This is a genomic window from Rhizobium phaseoli (assembly GCF_001664385.1).
In the GTDB taxonomy this organism is placed as follows: Bacteria; Pseudomonadota; Alphaproteobacteria; order Rhizobiales; family Rhizobiaceae; genus Rhizobium; species Rhizobium phaseoli.
Map to the genome: position 1 here is coordinate 2,135,246 of NZ_CP013532.1, position 23,431 is coordinate 2,158,676.

Genomic DNA, 23,431 nt, shown 5'->3' on the forward strand with positions numbered 1-23,431 from the left:
GCGCTTTAGCCGACAGGCAACGGAAAACCGCCGGAGGTGAGCCCGGCGGTTTCTTCATGGCTTGAATCGTCAACTTTTTATTCTGCGGCGATCCGTGAGACGCCGTTGGCCTGCACGATCTTCTCCAGCAGCGCGAGCTCTTCCTGGGTGAGATCCGTCAAGGGCGGCCGCACCGGGCCTGGGTTCTGGCCGAGCACCCGCAGGCCCGCCTTGATGATCGAGACGGCATAGCCCTTCTTGCGGTTGCGCAGCGCGACGAAGGGGAAGAAGAAACCCTTCAGGATCTCGTCGACGGTCGCCTGGTCGCCGGTGCGGAGCGCCCCGTAAAAGCGCTGGGCGAGGGCGGGCACGAAGTTGAAGACCGCCGAGGAATAGGTGGTCACGCCGGCGGCGAAATAGGCTTGCGCATAGACCTCGTGGGTCGGCATGCCGCCGACATAGACGAGACGGTCGCCGAGCCGCGTGGTGATCTCGATGACCTTATCGACATCGCCGACGCCGTCCTTGAAGCCGATCAGATTCGGGCATTCCTCCGCAAGCCGCGCGATGCTGTCGGCGGTCAGGATGGCGTTGTCGCGATTATAGACGATGACGCCGATACCGACCGATTGGCAGACCGCCTTGACATGGGCGATCAGGCCGGCCTGTTCGGCAAACATCAGATAGGGCGGCAGCAGCAGCAATCCGTCGGCGCCAGCCTTTTCGGCCGCCTGTGCGATCTCGATGGCGAGCGACGTGCCGTAGCCGGTTCCCGAGATGATTGGCGTATTGCCGGCCGATGCCTTGGCGGCACGCACGACCTGAGGGATCTCGGATGGGTTGAGGGAGAAGAACTCCCCGGTGCCGCCGGCGGCAAACAACGCGGCGGCGTCATAACCGGCAAGCCACTCGACATGGCGGCGATATTTCGCCTCGTCGAATTTCAGCTGGTCGTCGAAATGGGTGACAGGAAACGAGAGCAGACCACTGCCGACGGCCTTCTTCAATTCAATCGGGTTCATCATCAAGTCCTATTCCTTACGTGTTGAAATCTGGCGGCCTCAGGCACTCTCGAGCACTTGCAGGAGTGCCGCGATATAGCCGTAGCAGAAGGCGAATGCGGTGGCGGATGGGTCCTGGCCGCTGACGGTCGGCACGTGATCGGGCATCAGCATGTATTTGAAGCCGACTTCCTTGTAGATCCGGGCCGAGCGGACCATGTCCATGTCGCCTTCGTCGGGGAAGGTCTCCATGAAGGAAAGCTTGCCGCCGCGAATATTGCGGAAGTGGACGTTGAAGATCTTGTTGCGCTGACCGAACCAGCGAATGACGTCGTCGATCTCCTCGCCGGGATTGTCGAGCATCTCGCCGATCGATCCCTGGCAGAAATTGAGCCCGTGATAGGGATTTTCGCGCATCAGCACGAATTTCTTCAGGCCTTCCACGGTGCCGAGCACGCGCGTGACGCCGCGATAGCCGGGCGGCGTATAGGGATCGTGCGGATGGCAGGCGAGGCGGACGCGATTGCTTTCAGCGACCGGCACGACCCGTTCGAGGAAATAATCGATCCGTTCCCAGTTTTCGTCTTCGGACAAGACGCCGGCCAGGCCGGGTGCTGCCTGCTGATCCGTCTTATCCCAGCGGAAGCTCGCATTCATCGAGCCGCCGCGACCCGGCTCATCCGGGGTGCGGGGAATGCCGATCAGGTTGAGATTATATTTCACTGCCGGAATGCCGGCCGTCGCGACATTCTCGATCATCTGGCAGACGGCATCGATCTGCCGGTCGCGCTCCGGGCCGGCGAGCAGAATATCGGGATAGGAGGCCTTTTCGATCGGCTGCGAGGGCAGGGGCAGCTGGATCATGTCGAGGATCAGGCCGAAGCTCTCGACCTTGTCGCGATGGCGCTCGATATCGGCAAGCGTCCAGCTGCTCGGCTTGCCTGGCGGATCGGCGCTGATATGCTTAACACCCAATTGCGCGAAGATCCGATAGTCGTCATCGTCGCGCGCCGCCACCTGTGTTCCCAGATACATCAGAGACCCTCTCAATTCATCAATGTCATATGACATAATATGAATTTCTGAGAGTGTCGAGCCCTATTGCTGTTCGGCGAGCATCCGATAGCGACGTTGGCTCGCCATCAGATGCGCGCGCATCGCCTGGCGGGCACGGTCGGGATCCTGATCGGCGATTGCCGACAGGATTTCCACATGCTCGGCATAGACCTTCTGCAGATACTCGCGGTCATTGGCTTCCGGCAGCGTCGGAAACTGCCCGCGGGGAATGGCGCGCGGGCCGAAATGACGGAGAACATCGACATAGAACCGGTTGTTGGTGGCGGCGGCGATCGCCATGTGAAAGGCATAATCCGCCTCGACGGTTTGCTGGCCGCTCTCGATCAGTTGCGCCATTTTGCGGTTGGCCTCGCGGATCGCCGCCTCCTGCTCGGCGGTGCGGCGATAGGCGGCAATGGCTGCCGCCTCACCCTCCGTCGCCATGCGAAACTCCAGCAATTCCAGGGTTTCTGGAATGCTTTTGATTTCCACCGACGTCAGCGACATCGACGAATGTGCCTTCGGATCCGCGACGAAAACGCCCTTGCCCTGGACCGGTCTGACGAAACCCGCCGCCCTCAGATCCGCGATGGCTTCGCGCACCACGGTGCGGCTGACGCCGAAGGTCGATTCGAGCTGCGGTTCGGTCGGCAGCTGGTCGCCGACGCGCAATTTCCCGGTCTCGATTTGCGCCCGCAGCTGATCGATGACCTGCTGCGCCAGTCTTTGCCGTCCACGGCCGAGTGTCGTCATTCTGTATTCCCCAGTTCCTTAGCCTCAAGTCTTCCGCACGGCTCTTGCAAATCGTTTTGGACTTCGATAAATCATAATACGACATACGGACGACATAATATGTCTATTATAGCAATCCAGGGAGGAGTGACAATGAAGCATTTTTCTAAAGGCCTGTTCGTCGGCGCCGTCATGGGCGCGCTGACGATCGCTGCGCCGCTCTCGCACGCCGCCACGCCCGGGGATCAGCTGGTGATCGGCACATCGCTCGCCCAGGTCCTGTCGCTCGATCCGCATCAGGCGACGGAAGGCAAGGCGGTCGAGATCATGTCGAACCTCTACGACCGGCTGGTCAACAGCACGCCTGACGGCAAGATCGTGCCGCAGCTGGCCGAAAGCTGGAAGGTCGACGACAAGGGCATCACCTTCACGCTGCGCCAGGCCAATTTCGCCTCCGGCAATCCTGTCACATCAAAGGACGTCGTCTATTCGCTTGGCCGGCTTTTGAAGCTCGATCAGGCGGCCGCCGCCAACCTCAAGCGCATCGGCTACGACAAGACCAATGTCGACAAGCTCGTCACGGCGGCCGACGATAAGACGGTGCGCATCGATTTTTCCGGGCAGGTGACGGCTGAGATGTTGCTCTACCGCCTCGCGGCATCGACCACCAGCGTCGTCGACAGCGTCGAAGTGCAGAAGCATGTCACCGACAACGACTGGGGAAATGCATGGATGCGCACGCATTCGGCCGGCTCCGGTCCGTTCACCCTGAACCGCTGGTCCCCGAACGAACTCGTGATCCTCGATGCCAACAAGGATTACGTGGCCGGCGCGCCGAAGATGAAGCGCGTCATCGTTCGCCATGTTCCTGAAAGCCAGGTCGAGCGGCTGATGCTCGAACGCGGCGACATCGATATCGCCAGTGCATTGACCGCAGCCGATCTCTCGACCTTCAAGGACAAGCAGGGTTTTACCATCCAGCGCATCCCCACAGGCGGATTCTACGTGCTGTCGATGAATGCCGGCAATCAATATCTCTCCAATCCCAAGGTCCGCGAAGCGATCGCTTACGGCATCGACTATAAGGGCATCGAGAAGACGATCATGGGGCCTTACGGACGGGCGAGAACCGTGCCCGTGCCGGAGAACTTCGAATATGCGATCCCGAGCCCCGATTGGCATCTCGACGTCGAGAAGTCCAAGCAGCTGCTGGCCGAGGCCGGTTATAAAGACGGCTTCTCGCTGACGCTGAAGACGATCGCCCAGACACCTCGCATCGATCTCGCCACCGCCATCCAGGCTTCACTTGCCCAGGTCGGCATCAAGATCGACATCCAGCAGGGCAACGGCTCGGAAATTATTGCCGCCCATCGCGCCCGGGATTTCGATCTGCTGATCCCGCAGACCAGCGCCTACATGCCGAATGTACTCGGCTCGATGGAACAGTTCTCGTCGAACCCCGACAATTCGAAGGAAGCCAACAATGCCGGCAACTTCGTCTGGCGCTCGGCCTGGGATATCCCCGAACTGACGGCCCTGACCGCAAAGGCATCGATGGAGCCTGACCCGAAGAAGCGCGGCGAGCTCTACGTCGAGATGCAGAAGATGTTCGTGGAACAGAAGCCGGCCGTGCTTCCGATGTTCGAGCGTTTCGAGCCGATCGTCCTGTCGAGCAAGGTTGAGGGATATGTCGGGCATCCGACCCAGCTGACGCGTCTCGAGAACGTCACGAAGTCTGAAACCCAGTAATACTCCCGAGGCAGCCGATCATGAAGGAACTCTCTGTAGCCGAATTTGGCCGACGCCTGGCGCATTTGCTGGTCAGCCTGTTCATTCTCTTATGTGTGACCTTCGTGATCGGCCGCGTCCTGCCCACGGATCCCGTCGGCGCGATCGTCGGCGAACTCGCCGATCCCGCCGCCTATGCGGCGATGCGGACGCGCCTGGGGCTCGACCTGCCGATCTATCAGCAGTTCTTCCTCTATCTGAACGGGCTCGCCCATGGTGATTTCGGCACGGCTGTGCTCACCGGCAACCCCGTCTCTTCGGACCTCGCGCAGGCCTTTCCCGCGACATTCGAACTTGCGACGCTGGCGGTGATCATTTCGACCTTCGTCGGTGTACCGCTCGGCCTGGTCGCGGCGCTGTTTCGCGACAGCGTGATCGACAAGATCGCCCGGGTTGTCGCCCTCGTTGGCCACTCTATACCGGTCTTCTGGTTCGGCATCGTCGGACTCGTCATTTTTTATGCCGGGCTCAACTGGGTCGGCGGACCGGGCAGGGTCGATGTCTTCTATGAAGGCCTCGTCACCCCCCAGACAGGACTGCTGCTGATCGACAGCCTGCTGCAGGGCGAAACCGAGATCTTCTGGAATGCGCTCGGCCACATCATCCTGCCGGCCATCATCCTGGCTTACGCTGCGATGGCCTATATCACCCGCATGACCCGCAGCTTTACGCTGGAGCAGCTGAGCCAGGACTATGTGATCGCCGCCCGCGCCAAGGGTGTCAGCCCGACCGGCACGATTTTGCGCCATGTCCTGCCCAATATCGCGGTGCAGTTGATCACCATCCTTGCCATTTCCTATGGCGGGCTGCTCGAAGGCGCCGTCGTGACCGAGATCGTCTTCTCCTGGCCTGGTATCGGCCAGTACATGACCAACGCGCTGATGATCGGCGATATGAACGCCATCGTCGCAGCCACCATCATCGTGGGATTCATCTTCATGTTCCTGAACTTCCTGGCCGACGTCGCCTATGCCGTGCTCGATCCGCGCATGAGGGAGGCGGCCCGATGAGCGATGCCGTTCACAGCGAGATCAGGATCCGTCCTCCAAGCGTGCCGAGCCGCGTTGCAGCCTCGTTTGCGCGCGCCGGCCGGAAACTGGCCGACGAGCCGCTCGGCCTTACGGGCTTCGTCGTCCTCGGCATCCTCTGCGTGGTCGCGATCTTCGCGCCGCTTCTGGCGCCATACGATCCGACCATTCAGGCGCTTGGCGACGCTCTACAGCCTCCGAGCCTTGCGCATCTGGCCGGCACCGATGAATTCGGCCGCGATATTTTGAGCCGTCTGATCTTCGGCACGCGCATCACCATTCAGACCGTGCTCTCAGTCTCCCTGATCGTCGGGCCGATCGGATTGCTGATCGGCGTCGTCGCCGGGTTCTTCGGCGGCAATACCGATGCCTTTCTGATGCGGGCCACCGATATCGTTCTTTCCTTTCCCTCGCTGATCCTGGCGCTCGCCTTTGCCGCCGCCCTCGGCGCAGGCTTGGGCACGGCGATCATCGCCATCTCGCTCACCGCATGGCCGCCGATCGCAAGGCTTGCCCGGGCAGAGGCGCTCGTCGTGAGAAACGCGGATTATGTGGTCGCCGCCCGCCTTTACGGCGCGTCACCGCTGCGCATCCTGCTTCTCTATATCGCGCCCATGTGCATCCCGTCGGTCATCGTTCGCCTGACACTAAACATGGCGGGCATCATCCTGACGGCAGCCTCGCTCGGCTTCCTTGGCCTCGGCGCCCAGCCGCCCGCGCCGGAATGGGGTGCGATGATTTCGAACGGCCGCAAGTTCATGCTCGACTACTGGTGGGTCGCCGTCATGCCGGGTATCGCCATCCTGTTGACGAGCCTTGCCTTCAACATCGCCGGAGATGCTCTGCGCGACATTCTGGATCCCCGCCATGCAAGGTCGTGAAATGCAAGATAGTGATCTCCAGCCCGTTCTTTCGGTCAAGGAATTGAGCGTCCGTTTCGGGCGGGGCGCGGTGCCCGCAGTTTCCAAGGTCAGTTTCGACGTCGGGCGAGAGCGTGTCGGCATCGTCGGCGAATCCGGCTCCGGCAAGTCGACGACCGGCCGCGCCGTCATGCGTCTTCTGCCGCCGGCAGCCGTGGTCTCTGCCGAGCGCCTGGATCTTGCCGGCAGTTCGCTTCTCTCGAAGAGCGAGCGTCAGATGGGCGCGCTACGCGGCAAGGATATCGCGCTGATCATGCAGGATCCGCGCTATTCGCTGAATCCGGTTCTGTCGATCGGCAAACAGATCGCCGAAGCCGCGCGGCTGCACCTCGGCCTGCGCGGCAAACCGGCGCAGGATGCGGTCCGCGCCATGCTGGAGCGCGTGCGCATCAGCGATCCGGACCGGGTCATGGCGCTTTACCCCCACCAGATATCCGGCGGCATGGGCCAGCGCGTGATGATCGCGATGATGCTGCTGGCGCGGCCGAAGCTCGTCATCGCCGACGAGCCGACCTCGGCTCTGGATGTCAGCGTGCGAAAGGACGTGCTGTTGCTGCTCGACGAACTGGTGCGTGAAAACAATTCGGGTCTGCTTCTGATCAGCCACGACATCCGCATGGTCGCGGCCTTCTGCGAGCGCATCATCGTCATGTATGCCGGCCGGATCGTCGAAACCCTGACCAGCCTGGAAGACGCTCGCCATCCCTATACGCGCGGGCTGATATCGGCGCTGCCCGACCCGAAGAACCCTGTGCGCCGGCTTGCGGTTCTCGACAGGGCGAAACTCGATCTGGAGGCGGCACAATGATCAATGTCGGTGACCTCGATGTCGTCTTTTCCCATGGCAAGAACAGGAACCATGTCGTCAGGGGCATCAATTTTCAGGTCAACCCCGGCGAGACGCTCGGCATCGTCGGTGAATCCGGCTGCGGCAAATCGACGGTGCTGCGCTGCCTTGCCGGCATGGAGGCCGGCTGGACAGGCCAGATAGAGCTCGGTGGAAAGCCGATCGGAAAGAAGCGCTCCCGCGAGGAACTGACGCTCGCCCAAATGGTGTTTCAGGATCCCTACGGGTCCTTGCATCCGCGCCATCGAATCGGCACCGCGCTCGCCGAGCCGCTGCGCGCCATGCGGCATTCCGATATCTGGTCCAAGGTCGAAAAGGCATTGGTCCAGGTGGGCTTGCCGGCGAGTTTTGCGAGCCGCTTTCCGCATGAGCTTTCCGGCGGCCAGCGGCAGCGCGTGGCGATTGCCCGAGCCCTGATCCTGTCGCCGCCGATCCTGCTGCTGGACGAGCCGACATCGGCGCTCGATGTCTCGATCCAGGCCGAAATCCTGAACCTGCTTGCCGATCAGCGCGAAGAAAAGGGACTGACCTATCTGCTCGTCAGCCACGATCTCGCGGTCATTGCCCATATGTGCGACCGGGTGTTGATCATGAAGGACGGCGGCTTCGTCGACGAACTCACCAAGGCGGATCTGCAGGCCGGCACCACGCACCATGCCTATGCGCGCGAGTTGTTCGAGGCGAGCTTCATGGAAGCTTAAGGGCGCCGCAGCCGCACAATGCAAAGGTCAGGCCGCCGCGCAATAGTTTGCGAAAGCGTCGAGGAAACGGCGCATCTCCTCCTGATGCCGAGGCTCGGAAAGATAAGCAGCGACCTCATCAGGGGAAAGCTTCATCAGATGGAGCCGGAGGAAGAGTTGCTCGTTGAAGCGATCACTGAGCGTGGCGAGCACTACGCGAAGTTGCTGGAGCATGTCGTCGCCGCGATGTGACGCATGCGCAAGTACGATCGGTTTGCCGATCACCTCATTGCGGGACACCAGCCAGTCGATGGCGTTCTTCAGTCCGCCCGGAATTGATCTGATATATTCGGGGCTTGCCAGGATCAGCCCATCGGCATCGGCAATCGCTCTCGCGAGAGCCGCGACTTCACGCGGGGGATTCTCTTCCAGATCGGGCGAAAAGACCGGGAGTTCTCCCACGCGGTCATATATCGAGACCGCATACGTCGAGCCGGCAGCCGGCTGCAGCGCATAAAGCATGGCGGTATTGGTGGAGGCGCGGCGGGCGCTTCCCGAAATGGCCAGAAATTTCATGATCGCGGCATGATCTCCTGCTGGCGGCTGACGGCTGCGACACTGCCCCTCTCGACGAGATGGCAGGAAAGCTCGACGCGCCGCCGCGGCATCGCAAGGCCGAGCATCATGTCGCGCAAGAGATCGAGCGCGGTGGCGCCGAGTTCGCGCATCGGAATATGCACTGTCGAAAGCGGCGGATTGAGAAAGGCCGATTGCGGCAGGTCGTCGATACCCATGACGGAAATGTCCTGCGGCACGGCATATCCCATTGCTTGCAATCCGCGCACGGCGCCGTTAGCAAGGCTGTCGCCTGCCGTGAGGATGGCGGTGAAGAAGAGGCCCTTGTCGCGGACGAGACGGGTGACAGCCTCGGCGCCGAGATCCGGCAGCCAGTCGTCGACCTCGAGAACCATTTCGCAACCGGCTGCCAGCCCATGGTTCTGCAGCGCATCGCGCCAGCCCTCCAGGCGACGCTCGATCGTCCGTCGCCCCGGCCTCAGCATGAACAGGATGCGTTCGTGACCGGCCTTGATCAGCCGCTCCGCGGCAATGAAGGCGGCCGAGCGATTGCAGGGCGTGACACTGGAAAGCCGCATATAGGGATCGTCGCTGTTGACGAGCACGACGGGCTTTCCAAGATCGGCGGCCGCCGCAAGCATGTCCTCCTCGTCGACGGTGAGGATCAGCATGCCGCCGAAGCTCGCATCATCGTGCATCTCCGCAATGACACGCGCCTCGTCGGCTTCATCGGCAATAGGACGCATCGCCACCTCGATGCCGAGGGCGGCTGCGCGCGCATTCAAACCTTCGAGAACGTGGAGCGTGAACTGGTTGCGGACGTAATCGATCATTGCCGCGCCCGAGGCCACAAGCATGATCTTCTTGCCAGCGACGCTCGCCGGCAGGGCGTAGCTCACCGCGCTCGCCGTTTCCAGCACCAGCTTGCGGATTTCGGGCCTCACGCCCTTTTCCCCGGCGAGCGCCCGGGACACCGTGCTGATCGATACGCCGCATCGGGCGGCGATATCATCGAGACGCGTGCGCCTGCCTTTTTTCTGCTCCGCCGCCATGAGATCTCCTCGCTCCCTCGTCATTTATGCAAAAATCTTTCAGATTGCGCAAATGAAATGCCTATGCACAATTGCCCGCGAGGAGACCGCAAAAGCAGGGAGGCTGAAGATGCGGCTTTACGGGCAGTCCATGCGCCGGTGTTTCGCCTGCTGTCTTCAGGTTCAAGCGGACTGAAACATGGCCGCCGCTCAGCAATCCCATATCCGTCGTAAGACCCCAAAACAGAGCCCGATCGTCTACTGGCAGCTCGGCCATCTCTCGCAGGCACGCTACGACGTCGCCGATCGCCCGATGGAAGGCAGGATGGATCCCTTCTTCTTCGTCACCAAGACGAAGAATTTCATCCCGCATGAATATCCCTGCCGCACCGAATTCAAGGCATCTTTCGCCGGCCGGCGGCCGCAGCCAAGCGCCGAATTCGAGGCCGTCCGCTGGTGGCTTCCCTTCGCCTCGCCGCGTGTCGATCTCTCCGGCTTCTGGTTTCGCCCGACGCGCATCGGCTGCTGGGCGCGCACCTTCCTCGAAACCCCGACTGCCGGGCGGGCCAAGCTTCGCCTGTCGACCTGCGGCGGAGCCATCCTCTTCGTCAACGGGCGCGAACAGGGCTTCATCGCGCCTTACGAGCGCAATCTGGAAACCCAGCAGATCTTCGAGGTGGAGCTTGTCGCCGGCCTCAACGAGATCCGCATCTATTTTGACGATCTCGCCGAACGCGACGCCCGCTTCTATTTCCAGCTGGATTATCTCGACGGGCCGGAGGTCGAGACATCAGTTCCCGTTCCGATCGCCGCCGATGCTGCGGATGGGCTGGAGGCGATCCTCGAAGGCATGCGCTTCGACCGAACCGCCTATCTCGGCGAGGACGTGACGATCCTGTTTCCCGGGCCGCTGCCCCTGGGGCTGAGCTGCCATGTCGAGATCGAAGGCGACTTCATGTCGGTCGAGCCCTTCGACTATGATTTTGCGCTGGAGAAAGGCGCAACCAAGCTGGCGCTCGGCAGCTCGGCGCGCATGCCCGCCGATTTCCGCCATTTCCGCATCACCTTCCAAACCGCCGCGCTGTCCGTCGGCCGCACGCTCGGCGTCGAGATCTGTCATTCCGAACGTCAGGGGGCGGCGCCCGCTGCGCTGGCGGATCGGGTCGCCGAGGCTTTGGCCGAAGTCGCCGCCCATTCCGAGCCCGATACGGTCTGCGCTTTCGCCCGTCTGGCGCTGGGGCAGGGCGGTGCGGAGACCGAGGCGATGATCTCGGCCATGCTGCCCGTCATCGAGGATTGCCACGACTGCGCCGATTTCGTGCTGGTGCCGCTGCTCTTTGCCTATACGCGCTGGAGCGACCTTCTGTCACCGGAACTGCGCGCTAGGATCGAGCAGGCCGTTCTCAGCTACCGCTATTGGATGGACGAGCCGGGCAACGACGTTCAGTGGTACTTTTCGGAAAACCACGCGCTGCTCTTCCACACCGCCGCCTATCTCGGCGGCAGGCTTTTTCCCGATGCCATTTTCGTCCGTTCCGGCCGCACCGGCGCTGAACAGATGAAGGTCGGCGAAGAACGGGTTCGTGCCTGGCTCGATCATTTCGAGCGCTGGGAAATGGCCGAGTGGAATTCCGTTCCCTATTTCCCGATCGACCTCAAGGGGCTGACGGCGCTCGCCGCCTGCGCGCCGGATGAGACGATCCGCGCCCGCGCCAACGCCAGCATCGTCCGCCTGATGGAGATCGTCGCCCGCTCCGCCCATCACGGCATGCTGACCGGCAGCCAGGGCCGCTCCTACGAACATACGCTGCGTCCCGGCCGCTCGGTCGAACTGTCGGGTATCGCCCGTCTGCTCTGGGGGCGCGGCTGGTACGGCCGGCGTTTCCACGCGCTGCCGCAGCTTGCCGTCTGCATCCGCGATCACGGTCTGCGTTTTCCCGAAGAGCTCGCGGCGATTGCTGCGCACCATTCCGACGACGCGCAAGAATGGACCTTCTCCCAGGGCGAGAACCGGTTCGCTGCCCTCTATCATTACAAGACGCGCGACACCGCGCTCGGCACCATCGCCCACTATCGCCCCGGCGCCTGGGGCTATCAGGAGACGGTGCTGCATCTGCGCCTCGGCGAGCGGCCGGAAGCGCAGATCTGGATCAATCATCCCGGCGAGACCATCCAGTTCGGTTACGGCCGGCCGAGCTTCTGGGGCGGCTGCGGGACGCTGCCGCGTGTGCATCAATATCGCGATCTGGCCATCCTCGTTTTCTCCATCCATGAGGGCCAGCCGGATTTCACCCATGCCTGGTTCCCGCTGGAAGCCTTCGACGACACCGCGGTCGACGGCAATGTGGCGCTCGCCCGCTCCGGCGGCGGTCTTGCCATGCTGGTCGGCAACGGACCGCTGGAGCCGGTGAAGCACGGCCCGACCACGGATGTCGAGCTGCGGCTCTCCGGCCGCCAGGGCCGCTGGATCGTCCGCCTCTCCGATCTCGCTCGTGAGGGCGGCCTCGATGGCATGCGGGGTCGTTTCGCCGCGCTCTCGGCCCGGCCGGACGGCGAGGGCGCATCGATCGTCATCGATCCTGATTACGGTGAGGTCGTCTTCGAGGAGGATGGCACCGTGCGCGCCGAAGGCCGCATTCTTCGTCCGTCGGACTGGTCCGTCAGGGGAGACGCGGTACATCTTGAGATACCGGGCAGGCAGCCTCGGCGAGCGGCCTCGTAGACGACATGTCCGGTGGGTGGAGGACCGGCCGGACCTGCTGCATAATTCCTTAAATCGGAATCGATTTGAGGATAAATATTATGCGGCAATTCAAAGTGTTACAGCGTCCTTTGCGCGTCCGAAAAGACGCGCGGCGCTGTAGGAATTCATCGGTCAAGCGGAGGAGAAAATGACCAGAATGAAATCGATCGGCGCGGCTTTTGCTGCGGTTCTCTTGAGTTCCGTCGCCGCCCATGCCGGCGACGTGCGTATCATGTGGTATTCCGATGGCGGCGAAGGCGCGGTCATCAAGGACATTCTCGCGCGCTTCTCCAAGGCCAATCCCGATGTCAACGTCATTCTCGACGAAGTTTCCTACGACGTCGTCAAGGAGCAGCTGCCGGTGCAGCTCGAAGCCGGCAAGGGGCCGGATATCGCCCGGGTCACCAATCTGAAGGCGCAGGCGCAGCACTGGCTCGATCTTCGCCCGTTGCTGGCAGACGCGAAATACTGGGACGACAATTTCGGCGCCCAGGCCGATTGGATGCGCCCCGACGGCTCGAACGCCATTACCGGCTTCATGACCCAGCTGACGCTGACCGGCGGCTTCGTCAACAAGACGCTGTTCGAGCAGGCCGGCGTCGAAATCCCCGGCCCGAAGGCGACCTGGGACGATTGGGCCGCCGCCGCCAAAAAGGTCGCGGACAGCCAGAAAGTCTTCGCCATGGCGATCGACCGCTCCGGTCATCGCGTTTCCGGCCCGAATATCTCCTACGGCGCCAACTACATCGCCGCAGACGGCAAACCGGCGCCGATCGATCAGGGGTCCAAGGAGTTCCTCAGCCGCTTCGTTAAGTGGAACGAAGAGGGGATCGTCAACAAGGATGTCTGGGTGAGCGCCGCCGGCACCACCTATCGCGCCGCGGCCGAAGACTTCATCAATGGCGGTCTTGCCTATTATTACTCGGGTAGTTGGCAGCTCTCGGGCTTTGCCCAGAAGATCGGCGACAGCTTCGATTGGGTGATGGCGGGAAGCCCCTGCGGCACGGCCGCCTGCACCGGCATGCAAGGCGGCGCCGGCCTCGTCGCCGTCAAATACACCCAGAACCCGAAGGATGTGGCCAAGGTGATGGATTACCTGGCAGGCGCCGACGTGCAGAAGGAATTTGCCGAGCGCAGCCTGTTCATTCCGGCGCATAAGGGCGTGGCCGCCGGCCAGATGGACTTCAAGACCGACAACCCGCATGTGAAGGCGGCGCTGAAGGCCTTCGTCGAATCCGCCGCCCAGACGGCGGCACCCGCGATGAAGCTGCCGGGCTGGAAGTGGTCGGACGCCTATTACAGCGCCATCGTCGCCCGCATCAGCCAGGTGATCGCCGGAGAGATGAAGCTCGACGACGCCTATGCCCGCATCGACGAGGACATCAAGGCCAAGGTCGGCGGCAACTGACGGACGGAGAGATGACGGCGAAGACGGTTTCTTCCGAACCGCCGGCGAAAGCCGGTCTGCGGCAGGCGCTTTCGGCACCTGTGCGACTTGTCATGGGGATCGTCGATATTCCCATGCGCGCCTGGCAGAAGCTGACGGGGCTGAACGGCATGGCGGGCGTCTTCCTGGCGCCCAACATGCTGATCTTCAGCGTTTTCGTGCTCCTGCCGCTGGTCATCAACTTCATCTATTCGACGACGAGCGGCGGCGCCATATTCCTGCAGAACAGGACCTATGTCGGCGCCGAGCAATACCGCATCCTCTTCGACTGCGGCTCCTATCTCGATCCCGCGACCTGCGCGGCCGACACCTTCTGGGCGGCCGTGCGCAACACCGCCGTCTTCGTCGTTTTCCAGGTGAGCGCGATGCTGGTCGCCGCACTGGCAACGGCGTTGATCCTCAACCGCAAACTTTCCAATCGCGGCTTCTGGCGCGCAGTCTTCTTCTTTCCCGTCTTGCTGTCGCCCGTTGTCGTCGGCCTGATCTGGAAATGGATCCTGCAGCGCCAGGGCTTGTTGAACTATGCGCTGAGTCCCTTCGGCTTCGAGCCTTTTTCCTGGCTCAGCGATCGTTTCTGGGCCTTTTTCTTCGCGGTATTCGTGTCGGTCTGGGCGCATATGGGCTTTTACGCACTGATCCTGCTCGCCGGCCTGCAGGCAATCCCCAGGGATCTCTATGAGGCCGCCGCAATGGACAAGGCGAGCCCGACCCGCATCTTCCGGCGCATCACCCTGCCGCTTTTGATGCCGAACCTCATCGTCGTCCTGGTGCTGGCGCTGATCCGCGCCGTGCAGATCTTCGACGAGGTCTTCGTGCTCACAGGCGGCGGGCCTGGCACCAGCACCATGTACATCACCCAGTTTATTTACGAAACCGGTTTTGCGAGTTCGTTGCGCAATCCTGGGCTTGCGTCGGCCGCCTCGATCCTGATGGGCATCGTGCTCGTCATCCTGACGCTAATCCAGCTTGCGGCAAGCAGCCGCAACGAGAAGAAGGGGAAACGCCAATGAGCGCCGTCGGCACCTTTCTCCTTCGCCGCCGCGGCCGGGGCTGGCACTGGACTGACGTCGTCACCTGGATCTGGCTGATCTCGGGCGTCTTCCTGATGTTCGGCCCAGCCGTCTGGCTGGTCTTCTCCTCCTTCAAGACGCCGGCGGCCCTTGCCGAATTCCCGCCGTCCTTCCTGCCCTATGTCACCGAGCAGGCTGTCGTTCCCGGCCACGACAAGCCGCTGCCGCTCTATAAGGTGACGATGCCGGATGGCAGCAGCCGCGTGCTCGCCGAAGTCCGCCGCATCGGCATCATCGGCCAGATGGTTGATCCGAAACAGCCCGGCGAAATCGTCAAGGTCAACATCAAGGACCGCACACCGGTGCGCGAGGTGGAATTCGCCGCCGGCAACTACACCGAACCGTTCGAGCGTTTCGATTTCTTCCTGTTCCTGCGCAACTCCGTCTTCGTGACAGTTGTGGCGACGGCGATCACGCTGTTGGTCAATTCGATGGCCGCCTTCGCGCTGTCGAAATACCAGTTCCCCGGTCGCACCGCCGTCATGCTGATGATCCTGGCGACGCTGATGGTGCCGCTTTCGGTCATCGTCGTACCGCTCTATTCCGTCATCGGCAGCTTGAACCTGTTCGACAGCCTCTGGGGCGTCATCCTGCCAACGGTCGCCACTCCAACCGGGGTCTTTCTGCTGCGGCAATATATGCTGACCATCCCGGATGAGCTGATCGACGCGGCGCGCATGGACAAGGCCAGCGAATGGCAGATCTACTGGCGCATCATCCTGCCGCTGTCGGCGCCGGCTCTCGCAGTGCTGGCGATCTTCTCGGTTGTCTGGCGCTGGAACGACTTCCTCTGGCCGTTGATCGTGCTGTCGCGCAAGGAGCTCTATACGCTGCAGGTCGGCCTCAACGTCTATGCCGGCGAGCTCAATGTGCAATGGCACTATATCCTCGCCATGACCGTCGTCTCGATGATCCCCGTCGTGCTGATTTTCGTCTTCCTGCAGCGCTTCATCACCACAGGCATCGCTGGCTCCGGACTGAAATAAGATGAAACAGGAGAATGCATGAGCGGGCTCGAGCTCAGGAACATCGTCAAGAATTTCGGCGCGGTCGAGGTCATTCGCGATGTCTCGCTTGCGGTCAACGACGGCGAGTTCATCGCCTTCGTTGGCCCGTCGGGCTGCGGGAAATCGACGCTGCTGCGGCTGATCGCCGGTCTCGACAAGCCCACAGGCGGCAGCATCGCCATCGACGGCGCGGATGTCACCGCAATCGGCGCCGCCGATCGCGGCCTTGCCATGGTCTTCCAGTCCTATGCGCTCTATCCGCATATGAGCGTGCGGGAAAACCTTGCCTTCGGCCTGGAGAATACCAAGGTGGCGAAGGCCGAGATCGAGGCCCGCATCACTGACGCCGCCCGCATGCTGGAGATCGAGCCTTTCCTGCAGCGTCGACCAGGCCAGCTCTCCGGCGGCCAGCGCCAGCGCGTCGCGATCGGCCGCGCCATCGTCCGCCGGCCGGATGCCTTCCTGCTCGATGAGCCACTCTCCAATCTTGACGCCGAGCTCCGGGTGAGCATGCGCGCCGAACTCGCCGCGCTCCACGCTCGCCTGAAGGCGACGATGATCTACGTCACCCATGATCAGGTCGAGGCGATGACGCTCGCAAACCGCATCGTCGTGCTGAGAGGCGGCAGAATCGAGCAGGTGGGAACACCCCTGGAACTCTACAACAAACCCGCCAACCGCTTCGTCGCCGGCTTCATCGGCGCGCCGCACATGAATTTCCTGGAAGCCTCGATCGTCGGTCATGAGGGTGGTTTCGTGCAAGTCGAAACCGTCGGCGGCCATCGCCTTTCCGTCCTTGCCAGGGAGGCGCGCCCGGTGGGCGAGAGGGTCAGCATCGGCATCCGACCTCAACACATCAGCCTCGCCGATTCAGCCGCCGCAGGCAGGCTTGACACGCGGATCACCCTTGTCGAGGAGCTGGGTTCTGAAACCGTCGTTCACACCGAAGCCGCCGGCAAGAAGCTGATCGCCGTCTTTGCGGGCCAGCAAAAGATGAAATCCGGCGACAGCCTGCCGCTGCATTTAGATCCCGAGGTTTTGCACCTCTTCGGTGAGGAAGGCCGTCGTCTGTCTTGAGATCCAAGGATCGTCCGAGCGGCGCGAATGTGCATTCGCTATAAGATTCCAATCATCCTTGACGATGAAACCGTTTTGATAGCAATTCGACTTTAAGTTCCGTTTTCTTACCTTTTGCCGGATCGCTAGTGACTACACTGAAAAGCGCCAATGTGAAGGAGGGCGAGGCGGACAAAGAAATGCACCGCCAGCTGTGGGAACTTCTCTCTGCGATGTTGGTCACATTTCTTATTGCAGTATTGATGAATGGCTTCTCTTGGGTGCATGCTGAAGGGGCGTGCTATCTGGCATCTAACAGCATATATATGGGAATCTGGCCACCGAATCTTCGGGATGCCAATGTCCTATTAGAGGCCGGCTACCCGGTACCAGATAGCTGCATACTGCTTTCCACGCGCTCCATGATCAGCGCTATCATGTTGATCTATCTTTTCTACCTATTTGTCAGTCAGATATGGGTTAAGGATGCCAGCTATATCCCCAAGCTTATTCCAATATCTGTCTTTTTAACCTTGGGGTATCTTTACATAGCCACAAAGGCAATCTCCACCGAACCGGCCAGCCTCTATTCCACTAGTACACACTCCGGTATTGTCGTGAATCTTATTAAAAGTTACATCGAGATATGCGGACTATATCTTGGTTTTGCGTTATTCGTTCAACGGATGTTTGCATTGCTTCGTCTTAAACACAACGCGGGTAGGGCGGGGTGACCGCATCCGAAAAAGCCCGCGCCGGAATGGAGGGCGCGGGCCGAATTTTCACATCAGGTCAGCTTTAGTGGCTGTTCTTGTGGCTTTGCTGACCAGCCTTTACGTGCTGTTCATGGCTGCCGCCGCGGGTTCCGCTGGACTGCGCGTCGCGGCCGCCTGAAGAGGCGCTGCGGGTATTGGAGTCGTTCTTATGACTCTGCTGCCCGGCTTTGACGTGCTGTTCGTGGGTTCCACCTTGGTTTGCCATTTGGTTTCTCCTTGGTTTTGAACTGAGGCCACGTCGACCTCGTCTTGACAACCTCGCTCCGGCGCGTGCGTTCCGCATTTTAATATTTCGTGATCTCATGCCGAAACGAGGGATGAGGAAGCGGACCGGGCGGGTAGGGAGCTCGCCTGCCGTTTCGTCGGCCACCGGGAGAAAGCGGAAAAATCCCGATGTTCTCCAGCACCGCCGCGTCCGCTTGGCGCGGCCCGCAACCTCGCTCGGAAAACTGGGTATAGGCGAAAAGGTTCCAGGAAATCAGCCGCATCCATCCCGCTTCACGGCCTCGGAGCGGCCTCTCGACTCTTTCCAAATGGCTGGACCGCTCTAAGTTAAAGTGTAGCTGATGAAAGGAGAAAACCATGACCGACGCACCGAAAACGGCGACCCCGGCGCGAAGAGTTCTGCGTGGCCGCCCCTACAGCTTCAGCGAATTCGCCAGAAAATACCGGCTGGACGACAAGGAGGCCAGGCGTCTCTATGAGAAGTTCGGCCCCTCCGCCACCGAACTCGATCTGCTGATGGCGGCAAAGCGGCGCCCGCCTGGGCTGCCCACCAGTCTCGATTCTTAACGGCCGTGCGGAGGCGAACTGGAAGCTGCCTCTGCGGGGCGGTTGTCTATAGCGTCGAGGGTGAGCCCCTCCGCGTCGGCCTCTGCCATTGCGCCGATTGCCGCAAAACGAGCGGTTCTGCCTTCGTCTTCTTTGCCGTCTGGCCGCGCCCGGCCTTTTCCCACACCGGTCAGATCGCCACTTTCGCCGGCCGTAGCTTCTGCCCCGCCTGCGGCGGTAGGCTCTTCTGCCTGCAGGAGAAGTCGGTGGAAGTCCGGCTCGGTTCCCTCGACAGTCCCCCGACCGACCTTGAACCGGATTATGAACTCTGGATCAAGCGGCGCGAAAACTGGCTGCGGGAGTTGCCGGGTGCGGATCAATATGCCGAGGATGCCGATTAACCGGCGAGGGGTGCGGTTTGGCACGCGTCAGCTCTTTGGTTCTCCGGATGTCATTATTGGGAAACCTCCTTGCAGTTTCGCGCGACCAACTCCGTCGCCTCGAAACTTGACTTTTCTTACCAATATTTCATTTCACCCGCCCGCAATTCCGTGCCAGTTCGGCGGCAACGCTAATTCCCGGTTCATCTGCGGTGTGATTAGTTCACTGCAGGGCCGAGGCGGCCACTGACTGATCGAGGATGACATGAGCAAAATCGTGAGCGGCAACGAAACCGGAGCCAAGGCGGGCACCACGCCCGACCTCGCCGCGGTTCTTGCCGCATCCGGAAAGCGGGACAAGCGCAGCCGCTGGCGCGGACGCCTGTTCATCCTGCTGATCCTCATCGCTGCCGCCGCGACTGCCGCTTATTTCTATGCCGGCCGCGGGCAAAGTGAAGTGAGCTACACGACACAGCCGGCCAAACGTGGCGATCTGACAGTGCTCGTCACCGCCACCGGATCGGTGCAGCCGACTGAGCAGGTGGATATATCGAGTGAACTGTCTGGCACCGTCCGCGACGTCAATGTCGATTACAATAGCACGATCAAGGCGGGTGATGTGCTGGCGCTGCTCGATACCAACAAGCTCGAGGCGGATGTGAAAAGTTCGCGCGCCAAGGTCAATTCGGCCAAGGCAAATGTCGCCAAGGCCAATGCCGATCTCGAATCGGCAAGCACCTCGCTGGAGCGGCTGAAGAGCCTGGTCAGGAGCAATGTCTCCACCCAGCAGAGTCTCGACGACGCCACCTACAAATATGATTCCGCCGTCGCCGCCAAACAGATCAACGAAGCCGAGGTGCTCGCCTCTGAGGCCGACCTGCAACTGGCCGAGGTCAATCTCGCCAAGGCGAAAATCGTCTCGCCGATCGACGGCGTCATTCTTACCCGCTCGGTCAATCCGGGCGCCACCGTCGCAGCCTCGCTTTCGGCGCCGATCCTCTTCACCATCGCCGGCGATCTGAAGAAGATGGAGCTGCAGGTCGATGTCGACGAAGCCGATGTCGGCAAGATCGCCGTCGGCCAGAAGGCGAAATTTACCGTCGATGCCTATCCCGACCGGTCCTTCCCCGCCGAGATCGAACAGATCCGCTTCGCCTCCGAAGTGGTCAACAATGTCGTGACCTACAAAGCGGTCCTCTCCGTCGACAATGCCGACCTGCTGCTGCGCCCCGGCATGACAGCGACCGCCGACATCACCGTCGAGGCCGTCAAGGATACGCTGATGGTGCCGAATGCCGCGCTGCGTTATGCGCCTCCGCAGGCTGAACGGCGCGGCCGCGGCATTCTGGGAATCTTCGGCCCGCCCCGCCGGCGCGGCGGCAATTCGGCCCAGACGTTGACGGGAACGGAGCGCCGCGTCTGGGTGCTGCGCGACGGTCGCTCCACGCCTATCGTCATTCAGGTCGGCTCGTCCGACGGCCAGTTCACCCAGGTCGTCTCCGGCGACCTCAAGGAAAACGACGCGCTGGTGACCGACGCCGCGGTGCGGACGAACTAAGCGGAGAGACGGATGGCAAGCCCGCCGCTCATCGAATTCAGGCAGGTCTCGAAAATCTACGGCGAGGGCGAGGCGGCGATCCGCGCCCTCGACCACGTTGACCTGGCGATCGCCGCCCACGAATTCGTCGCGATCATGGGGCCATCCGGCTCCGGCAAATCGACGGCGATGAACATCCTCGGCTGCCTCGACGTGCCGACATCGGGTGACTATGTCTTCCAGGGCATCCCGACTTCCGGCTTCGACCGCGGCCAGCTGACGCTGTTGCGCCGCCACATGCTGGGCTTCGTCTTCCAGGGTTTCAACCTGTTGCCGCGCACCTCGGCGGTCGAGAATGTCGAGCTGCCATTGATCTATCGCGGCATGGCGGTGCGCGAGCGGCGTGAACGGGCGCGTGAGGCCCTGGCGCTGGTCGGCCTCACCGGGCGTGAGCACCACAAGACGCAAGAACTGTCCGGCGGTCAGCAGCAGCGCGTCGCCATCGCCCGCGCCATCGTCACCGAACCGGCGCTGCTGCTCGCCGACGAGCCGACGGGCAACCTCGACACGAAGACCAGCGTCGAGATCATGGATCTGCTGACGCGGCTGAACCGCGAGCAGGGCATTACCATCGTCATGGTCACCCATGAGTCGGATATCGCCGCCTATGCTGAGCGGCTGCTGCGCTTTGTCGACGGCAAGCTCGAGACCGAAATCGAGCATCGGAGGAGGGCGGATCATGTTCTTTGAGACGCTGAAACTCGCGCTGCGCGCCATCAGCCGCAACATGCTGCGTTCGTTCCTTACCGTGCTCGGCGTCGTCATCGGCGTTGCCGCCGTCATCGCGCTGGTGACGATCGGCAACGGCACGACCGCACAGGTTTCGACCGAACTGTCGCGGCTCGGCACCAACATGCTGTTCGTCCGTCCCGGCCAGTTCGGCCCCGGCCGCGCCAGTTCCGAGGCCAAGCGCTTCAGCGTCAAGGATGTCGCCGCCATCCGCGACCAGATCGGCGGCTTGAGGGCGGTGGCGCCGCTCAACCAGTCGACGGCAACGGTGATATTTGGCGGCCAGAACCATTCGACCAGCGTCTCCGGCACTACCAACGACTATTTCACCGCGCAGGACTGGAGCCTGGCGCTCGGCCGCACTTTCACCCCCGCCGAAGAGCGCGGCCAGTCCCGCTGCATTATCGGCGAGACGGTTCGCTCGCAGCTCTTCGGCGCCGCCGACCCGATCGGCCAGCAGATCCGCGTCGGCAAGGTTTCCTGCCCAGTCATCGGCGTGCTTGCCAAGCGCGGCCAGTCCGGCATGGGCACCGATCAGGACGACGTGGTCATCATGCCGGTCAAAGTGTTCCAGCGGCGCATCAGCGGCAACAGCAACGTGCCGCAAATCATCATCTCGGCGCGCGACGGTGTGTCGACGGCCAAGGTGCAGGCCGATGTCGAAAACCTGCTTCGCGAGCGCCGCAAGATCATTCCCGGCCGGCAGGACGACTTTAACGTCAACGACATGACGCAGATCGCCGAGGCGATGACCGGCACGACGACGCTTCTGACCGGCTTGCTTGGCGCCGTCGCCGCCATCAGCCTGCTCGTCGGCGGCATCGGCATCATGAACATCATGCTGGTCTCCGTCACCGAGCGCACCCGCGAAATCGGCATTCGCCTGGCGATCGGCGCGCTCGAAGGCCAGGTGCTGACCCAGTTCCTGGTCGAGGCGGTGGCGCTCTCGCTCTTCGGCGGCATCACCGGCATCGTGCTCGGCCTTAGCCTCGGCCTGGTGGCGGTGGCTTTCCTGAAAGTCCCCTTCGTCTTCAGCCCGATGATGGTCGCCGTCGCCTTCCTCTTCTCCGCCGCAATCGGCATGATCTTCGGCTATTTCCCGGCGAGACGGGCAGCGCAGCTGAATCCGATCGAGGCGCTGCGGCATGAGTAATGCAAGATAAAGGCGTTGTGGCAAAGCGCGCGATCTCGTTCTTTACGCCGGGTGAGTTTGGCAGGAACTCCAACCCGTCCTCCGTCTTCCTCGGCCTTGAGCCGAGGATCCATGCCACGACTGCTGGCGGATGCGGCGTGGATGCTCGGGGCCGAACATGACGGAGAGTGGGGCTAAAGTCGCCGGAGATGGCTCACTCCACAAGACTTACTCTCAGACCCGACCCTACGCTCCCAATCTTCCCGCGGCGGCGTCGGTGGGGCGGCACGTGGACAAACCAGGTCGAAATCGCATTCGCCGAAACTCACCTACTGCTATCTATTTGTCTCTGTGCTGATATTTCAATGTTGTCTTCAGTTTTTGACCGTGCCAGTATGTGATATATCAGACAGGCAGCGGACTTTTCAGCATGCAGACGTCACAAAGCCATCGTGCCTATCTCACGCTTGAGCATCTGATCGTCACGCTGGCGCTGAAACCGGGCGCGCTCGTTACCGAAAAGCAGCTGATCGATCTGGCAGGCCATGGGCGCACGCCGGTGCGTGAGGCGATCCAGAAGCTTGCCTGGCAGGGGCTGATCCTGGTGAAGCCGCGTGTTGGGTTGCAGGTGGCCGAGATCGCGCCTGAAGACCATGGCAATGTCATGCAGGTGCGCCGTGAGCTGGAGCCGATCGCGGCCGCATTGACCGCCGAACATGCGGCCGATGAACAGCGCGATCGCCTTGGCGACTGCGCTCGCGCCATGGAGGAATGCGCGGTGACCGGCGATCTCGCCGGCTTTTTCGCCGCCGACAAGTCTTTTGACGAAATCCTCGAGGATGCCTGCCCGAACGGTTTCATCGTCGCAGCACTCGGCCCGGTGCAGACGCATTCGCGCCGCCTCTGGTACTCCACCGCAAGCCCGGAGCGCATGGACCGCGCCATCGCGCTACATGTCACCGTCATTCGCGCCATTCAGCAGGGCAGGGTGGCGGAGGCGCGCGCCGCCATGGTGGTGTTGATCGACTATCTCGCCGCCAAATAAAAACGGCCCCGTCTCCGGAGCCGTTGTCAGATATGCACGT

23 protein-coding genes are annotated in these 23,431 nt (G+C 61.9%); 17 read left to right on the forward strand and 6 right to left on the reverse strand.

The genetic code is table 11. The features are described 5' to 3' along the window. Window positions 1–77: 77 nt before the first annotated feature. The 3 genes from kdgD to AMC88_RS10450 form a co-directional block, all read right to left on the reverse strand. A complete protein-coding gene (kdgD, locus tag AMC88_RS10440) occupies window positions 78–1,004 on the reverse strand; it encodes a 5-dehydro-4-deoxyglucarate dehydratase (RefSeq protein ID WP_064821980.1) in 927 nt (308 codons plus the stop codon). Between the two features lie 36 nt (window positions 1,005–1,040). After that, complete coding sequence (locus tag AMC88_RS10445) at window positions 1,041–2,015, reverse strand: mannonate dehydratase (RefSeq protein WP_064825236.1); 975 nt, start codon at window positions 2,013–2,015, stop codon at window positions 1,041–1,043. A gap of 63 nt (window positions 2,016–2,078) precedes the next feature. After that, window positions 2,079–2,789, reverse strand: coding sequence for a FadR/GntR family transcriptional regulator (locus tag AMC88_RS10450; RefSeq protein ID WP_064825237.1), 711 nt, complete (start codon window positions 2,787–2,789; stop codon window positions 2,079–2,081). A gap of 132 nt (window positions 2,790–2,921) precedes the next feature. Here AMC88_RS10450 and AMC88_RS10455 point away from each other — a divergent pair, with 132 nt between their 5' ends. From AMC88_RS10455 to AMC88_RS10475, 5 genes are read left to right on the forward strand one after another with little or no spacing between them, the layout of a single operon-like run. Continuing rightward, window positions 2,922–4,517, forward strand: a complete 1,596-nt coding sequence (locus AMC88_RS10455; RefSeq protein WP_064825238.1) for an ABC transporter substrate-binding protein — start codon at window positions 2,922–2,924, stop codon at window positions 4,515–4,517. Window positions 4,518–4,537: 20 nt separating this feature from the next. Continuing rightward, window positions 4,538–5,566, forward strand: a complete 1,029-nt coding sequence (locus tag AMC88_RS10460; RefSeq protein WP_064825239.1) for an ABC transporter permease — start codon at window positions 4,538–4,540, stop codon at window positions 5,564–5,566. Beyond that, complete coding sequence (locus AMC88_RS10465; RefSeq protein WP_064825240.1) at window positions 5,563–6,465, forward strand: ABC transporter permease; 903 nt, start codon at window positions 5,563–5,565, stop codon at window positions 6,463–6,465. The genes AMC88_RS10460 and AMC88_RS10465 overlap by 4 nt, the downstream gene beginning before the upstream one ends. Before the next feature lies 1 nt (window position 6,466). Further along, window positions 6,467–7,312: an ABC transporter ATP-binding protein gene (locus AMC88_RS10470; RefSeq protein ID WP_064825241.1), complete on the forward strand. Its 846-nt coding sequence runs from the start codon at window positions 6,467–6,469 to the stop codon at window positions 7,310–7,312. Beyond that, window positions 7,309–8,052: an ABC transporter ATP-binding protein gene (locus AMC88_RS10475; RefSeq protein WP_064825242.1), complete on the forward strand. Its 744-nt coding sequence runs from the start codon at window positions 7,309–7,311 to the stop codon at window positions 8,050–8,052. The genes AMC88_RS10470 and AMC88_RS10475 overlap by 4 nt, the downstream gene beginning before the upstream one ends. Before the next feature lie 27 nt (window positions 8,053–8,079). On the opposite strand, the gene AMC88_RS10480 is transcribed toward AMC88_RS10475, so the two are convergent. Next, window positions 8,080–8,607, reverse strand: coding sequence for an NADPH-dependent FMN reductase (locus tag AMC88_RS10480; protein ID WP_064825243.1), 528 nt, complete (start codon window positions 8,605–8,607; stop codon window positions 8,080–8,082). After that, on the reverse strand, window positions 8,604–9,659 hold the full coding sequence (locus tag AMC88_RS10485; protein ID WP_064825244.1) for a LacI family DNA-binding transcriptional regulator: 1,056 nt from the start codon (window positions 9,657–9,659) through the stop codon (window positions 8,604–8,606). The genes AMC88_RS10480 and AMC88_RS10485 overlap by 4 nt, the downstream gene beginning before the upstream one ends. A gap of 178 nt (window positions 9,660–9,837) precedes the next feature. Here AMC88_RS10485 and AMC88_RS10490 point away from each other — a divergent pair, with 178 nt between their 5' ends. From AMC88_RS10490 to AMC88_RS10515, 6 genes are all read left to right on the forward strand, one after another. Further along, entirely contained in the window at window positions 9,838–12,360 is a 2,523-nt protein-coding gene (locus AMC88_RS10490) for a hypothetical protein (protein WP_064825245.1), read from the forward strand. Between the two features lie 169 nt (window positions 12,361–12,529). After that, complete coding sequence (locus tag AMC88_RS10495; protein WP_064825246.1) at window positions 12,530–13,789, forward strand: ABC transporter substrate-binding protein; 1,260 nt, start codon at window positions 12,530–12,532, stop codon at window positions 13,787–13,789. Between the two features lie 11 nt (window positions 13,790–13,800). Beyond that, window positions 13,801–14,838, forward strand: a complete 1,038-nt coding sequence (locus AMC88_RS10500; RefSeq protein WP_064825247.1) for a carbohydrate ABC transporter permease — start codon at window positions 13,801–13,803, stop codon at window positions 14,836–14,838. Next, window positions 14,835–15,884, forward strand: coding sequence for a carbohydrate ABC transporter permease (locus AMC88_RS10505; RefSeq protein WP_010022583.1), 1,050 nt, complete (start codon window positions 14,835–14,837; stop codon window positions 15,882–15,884). Before AMC88_RS10500 ends, AMC88_RS10505 begins: the two co-directional genes overlap by 4 nt. 18 nt (window positions 15,885–15,902) lie before the next feature. Further along, window positions 15,903–16,982 (forward strand): ABC transporter ATP-binding protein, encoded by a 1,080-nt coding sequence (locus AMC88_RS10510; protein ID WP_064825248.1) that lies wholly within the window; start codon window positions 15,903–15,905, stop codon window positions 16,980–16,982. A 128-nt stretch (window positions 16,983–17,110) separates the two neighbouring features. Continuing rightward, window positions 17,111–17,695, forward strand: coding sequence for a hypothetical protein (locus tag AMC88_RS10515; protein WP_114950289.1), 585 nt, complete (start codon window positions 17,111–17,113; stop codon window positions 17,693–17,695). 64 nt (window positions 17,696–17,759) lie between these two features. On the opposite strand, the gene AMC88_RS10520 is transcribed toward AMC88_RS10515, so the two are convergent. After that, window positions 17,760–17,942: a hypothetical protein gene (locus AMC88_RS10520; protein WP_004673791.1), complete on the reverse strand. Its 183-nt coding sequence runs from the start codon at window positions 17,940–17,942 to the stop codon at window positions 17,760–17,762. Between the two features lie 377 nt (window positions 17,943–18,319). Here AMC88_RS10520 and AMC88_RS10525 point away from each other — a divergent pair, with 377 nt between their 5' ends. The 6 genes from AMC88_RS10525 to AMC88_RS10550 all read left to right on the forward strand — a co-directional run bounded on the left by AMC88_RS10525 (window position 18,320) and on the right by AMC88_RS10550 (window position 23,391). After that, on the forward strand, window positions 18,320–18,529 hold the full coding sequence (locus tag AMC88_RS10525; protein WP_004673790.1) for a hypothetical protein: 210 nt from the start codon (window positions 18,320–18,322) through the stop codon (window positions 18,527–18,529). 5 nt (window positions 18,530–18,534) lie between these two features. Further along, a complete protein-coding gene (locus AMC88_RS10530; protein WP_064825249.1) occupies window positions 18,535–18,909 on the forward strand; it encodes a GFA family protein in 375 nt (124 codons plus the stop codon). A gap of 244 nt (window positions 18,910–19,153) precedes the next feature. Then, window positions 19,154–20,446, forward strand: a complete 1,293-nt coding sequence (locus AMC88_RS10535; RefSeq protein ID WP_064825250.1) for an efflux RND transporter periplasmic adaptor subunit — start codon at window positions 19,154–19,156, stop codon at window positions 20,444–20,446. 12 nt (window positions 20,447–20,458) lie between these two features. Next, entirely contained in the window at window positions 20,459–21,175 is a 717-nt protein-coding gene (locus tag AMC88_RS10540; RefSeq protein ID WP_016733020.1) for an ABC transporter ATP-binding protein, read from the forward strand. Beyond that, window positions 21,165–22,367 carry an ABC transporter permease gene (locus AMC88_RS10545; RefSeq protein ID WP_064825251.1) on the forward strand — a complete coding sequence of 401 codons (1,203 nt, stop codon included), beginning with the start codon at window positions 21,165–21,167 and terminating at the stop codon, window positions 22,365–22,367. The genes AMC88_RS10540 and AMC88_RS10545 overlap by 11 nt, the downstream gene beginning before the upstream one ends. A 409-nt stretch (window positions 22,368–22,776) precedes the next feature. After that, entirely contained in the window at window positions 22,777–23,391 is a 615-nt protein-coding gene (locus AMC88_RS10550; RefSeq protein ID WP_064825252.1) for a GntR family transcriptional regulator, read from the forward strand. The last annotated feature ends 40 nt before the right edge of the window (window positions 23,392–23,431 follow it).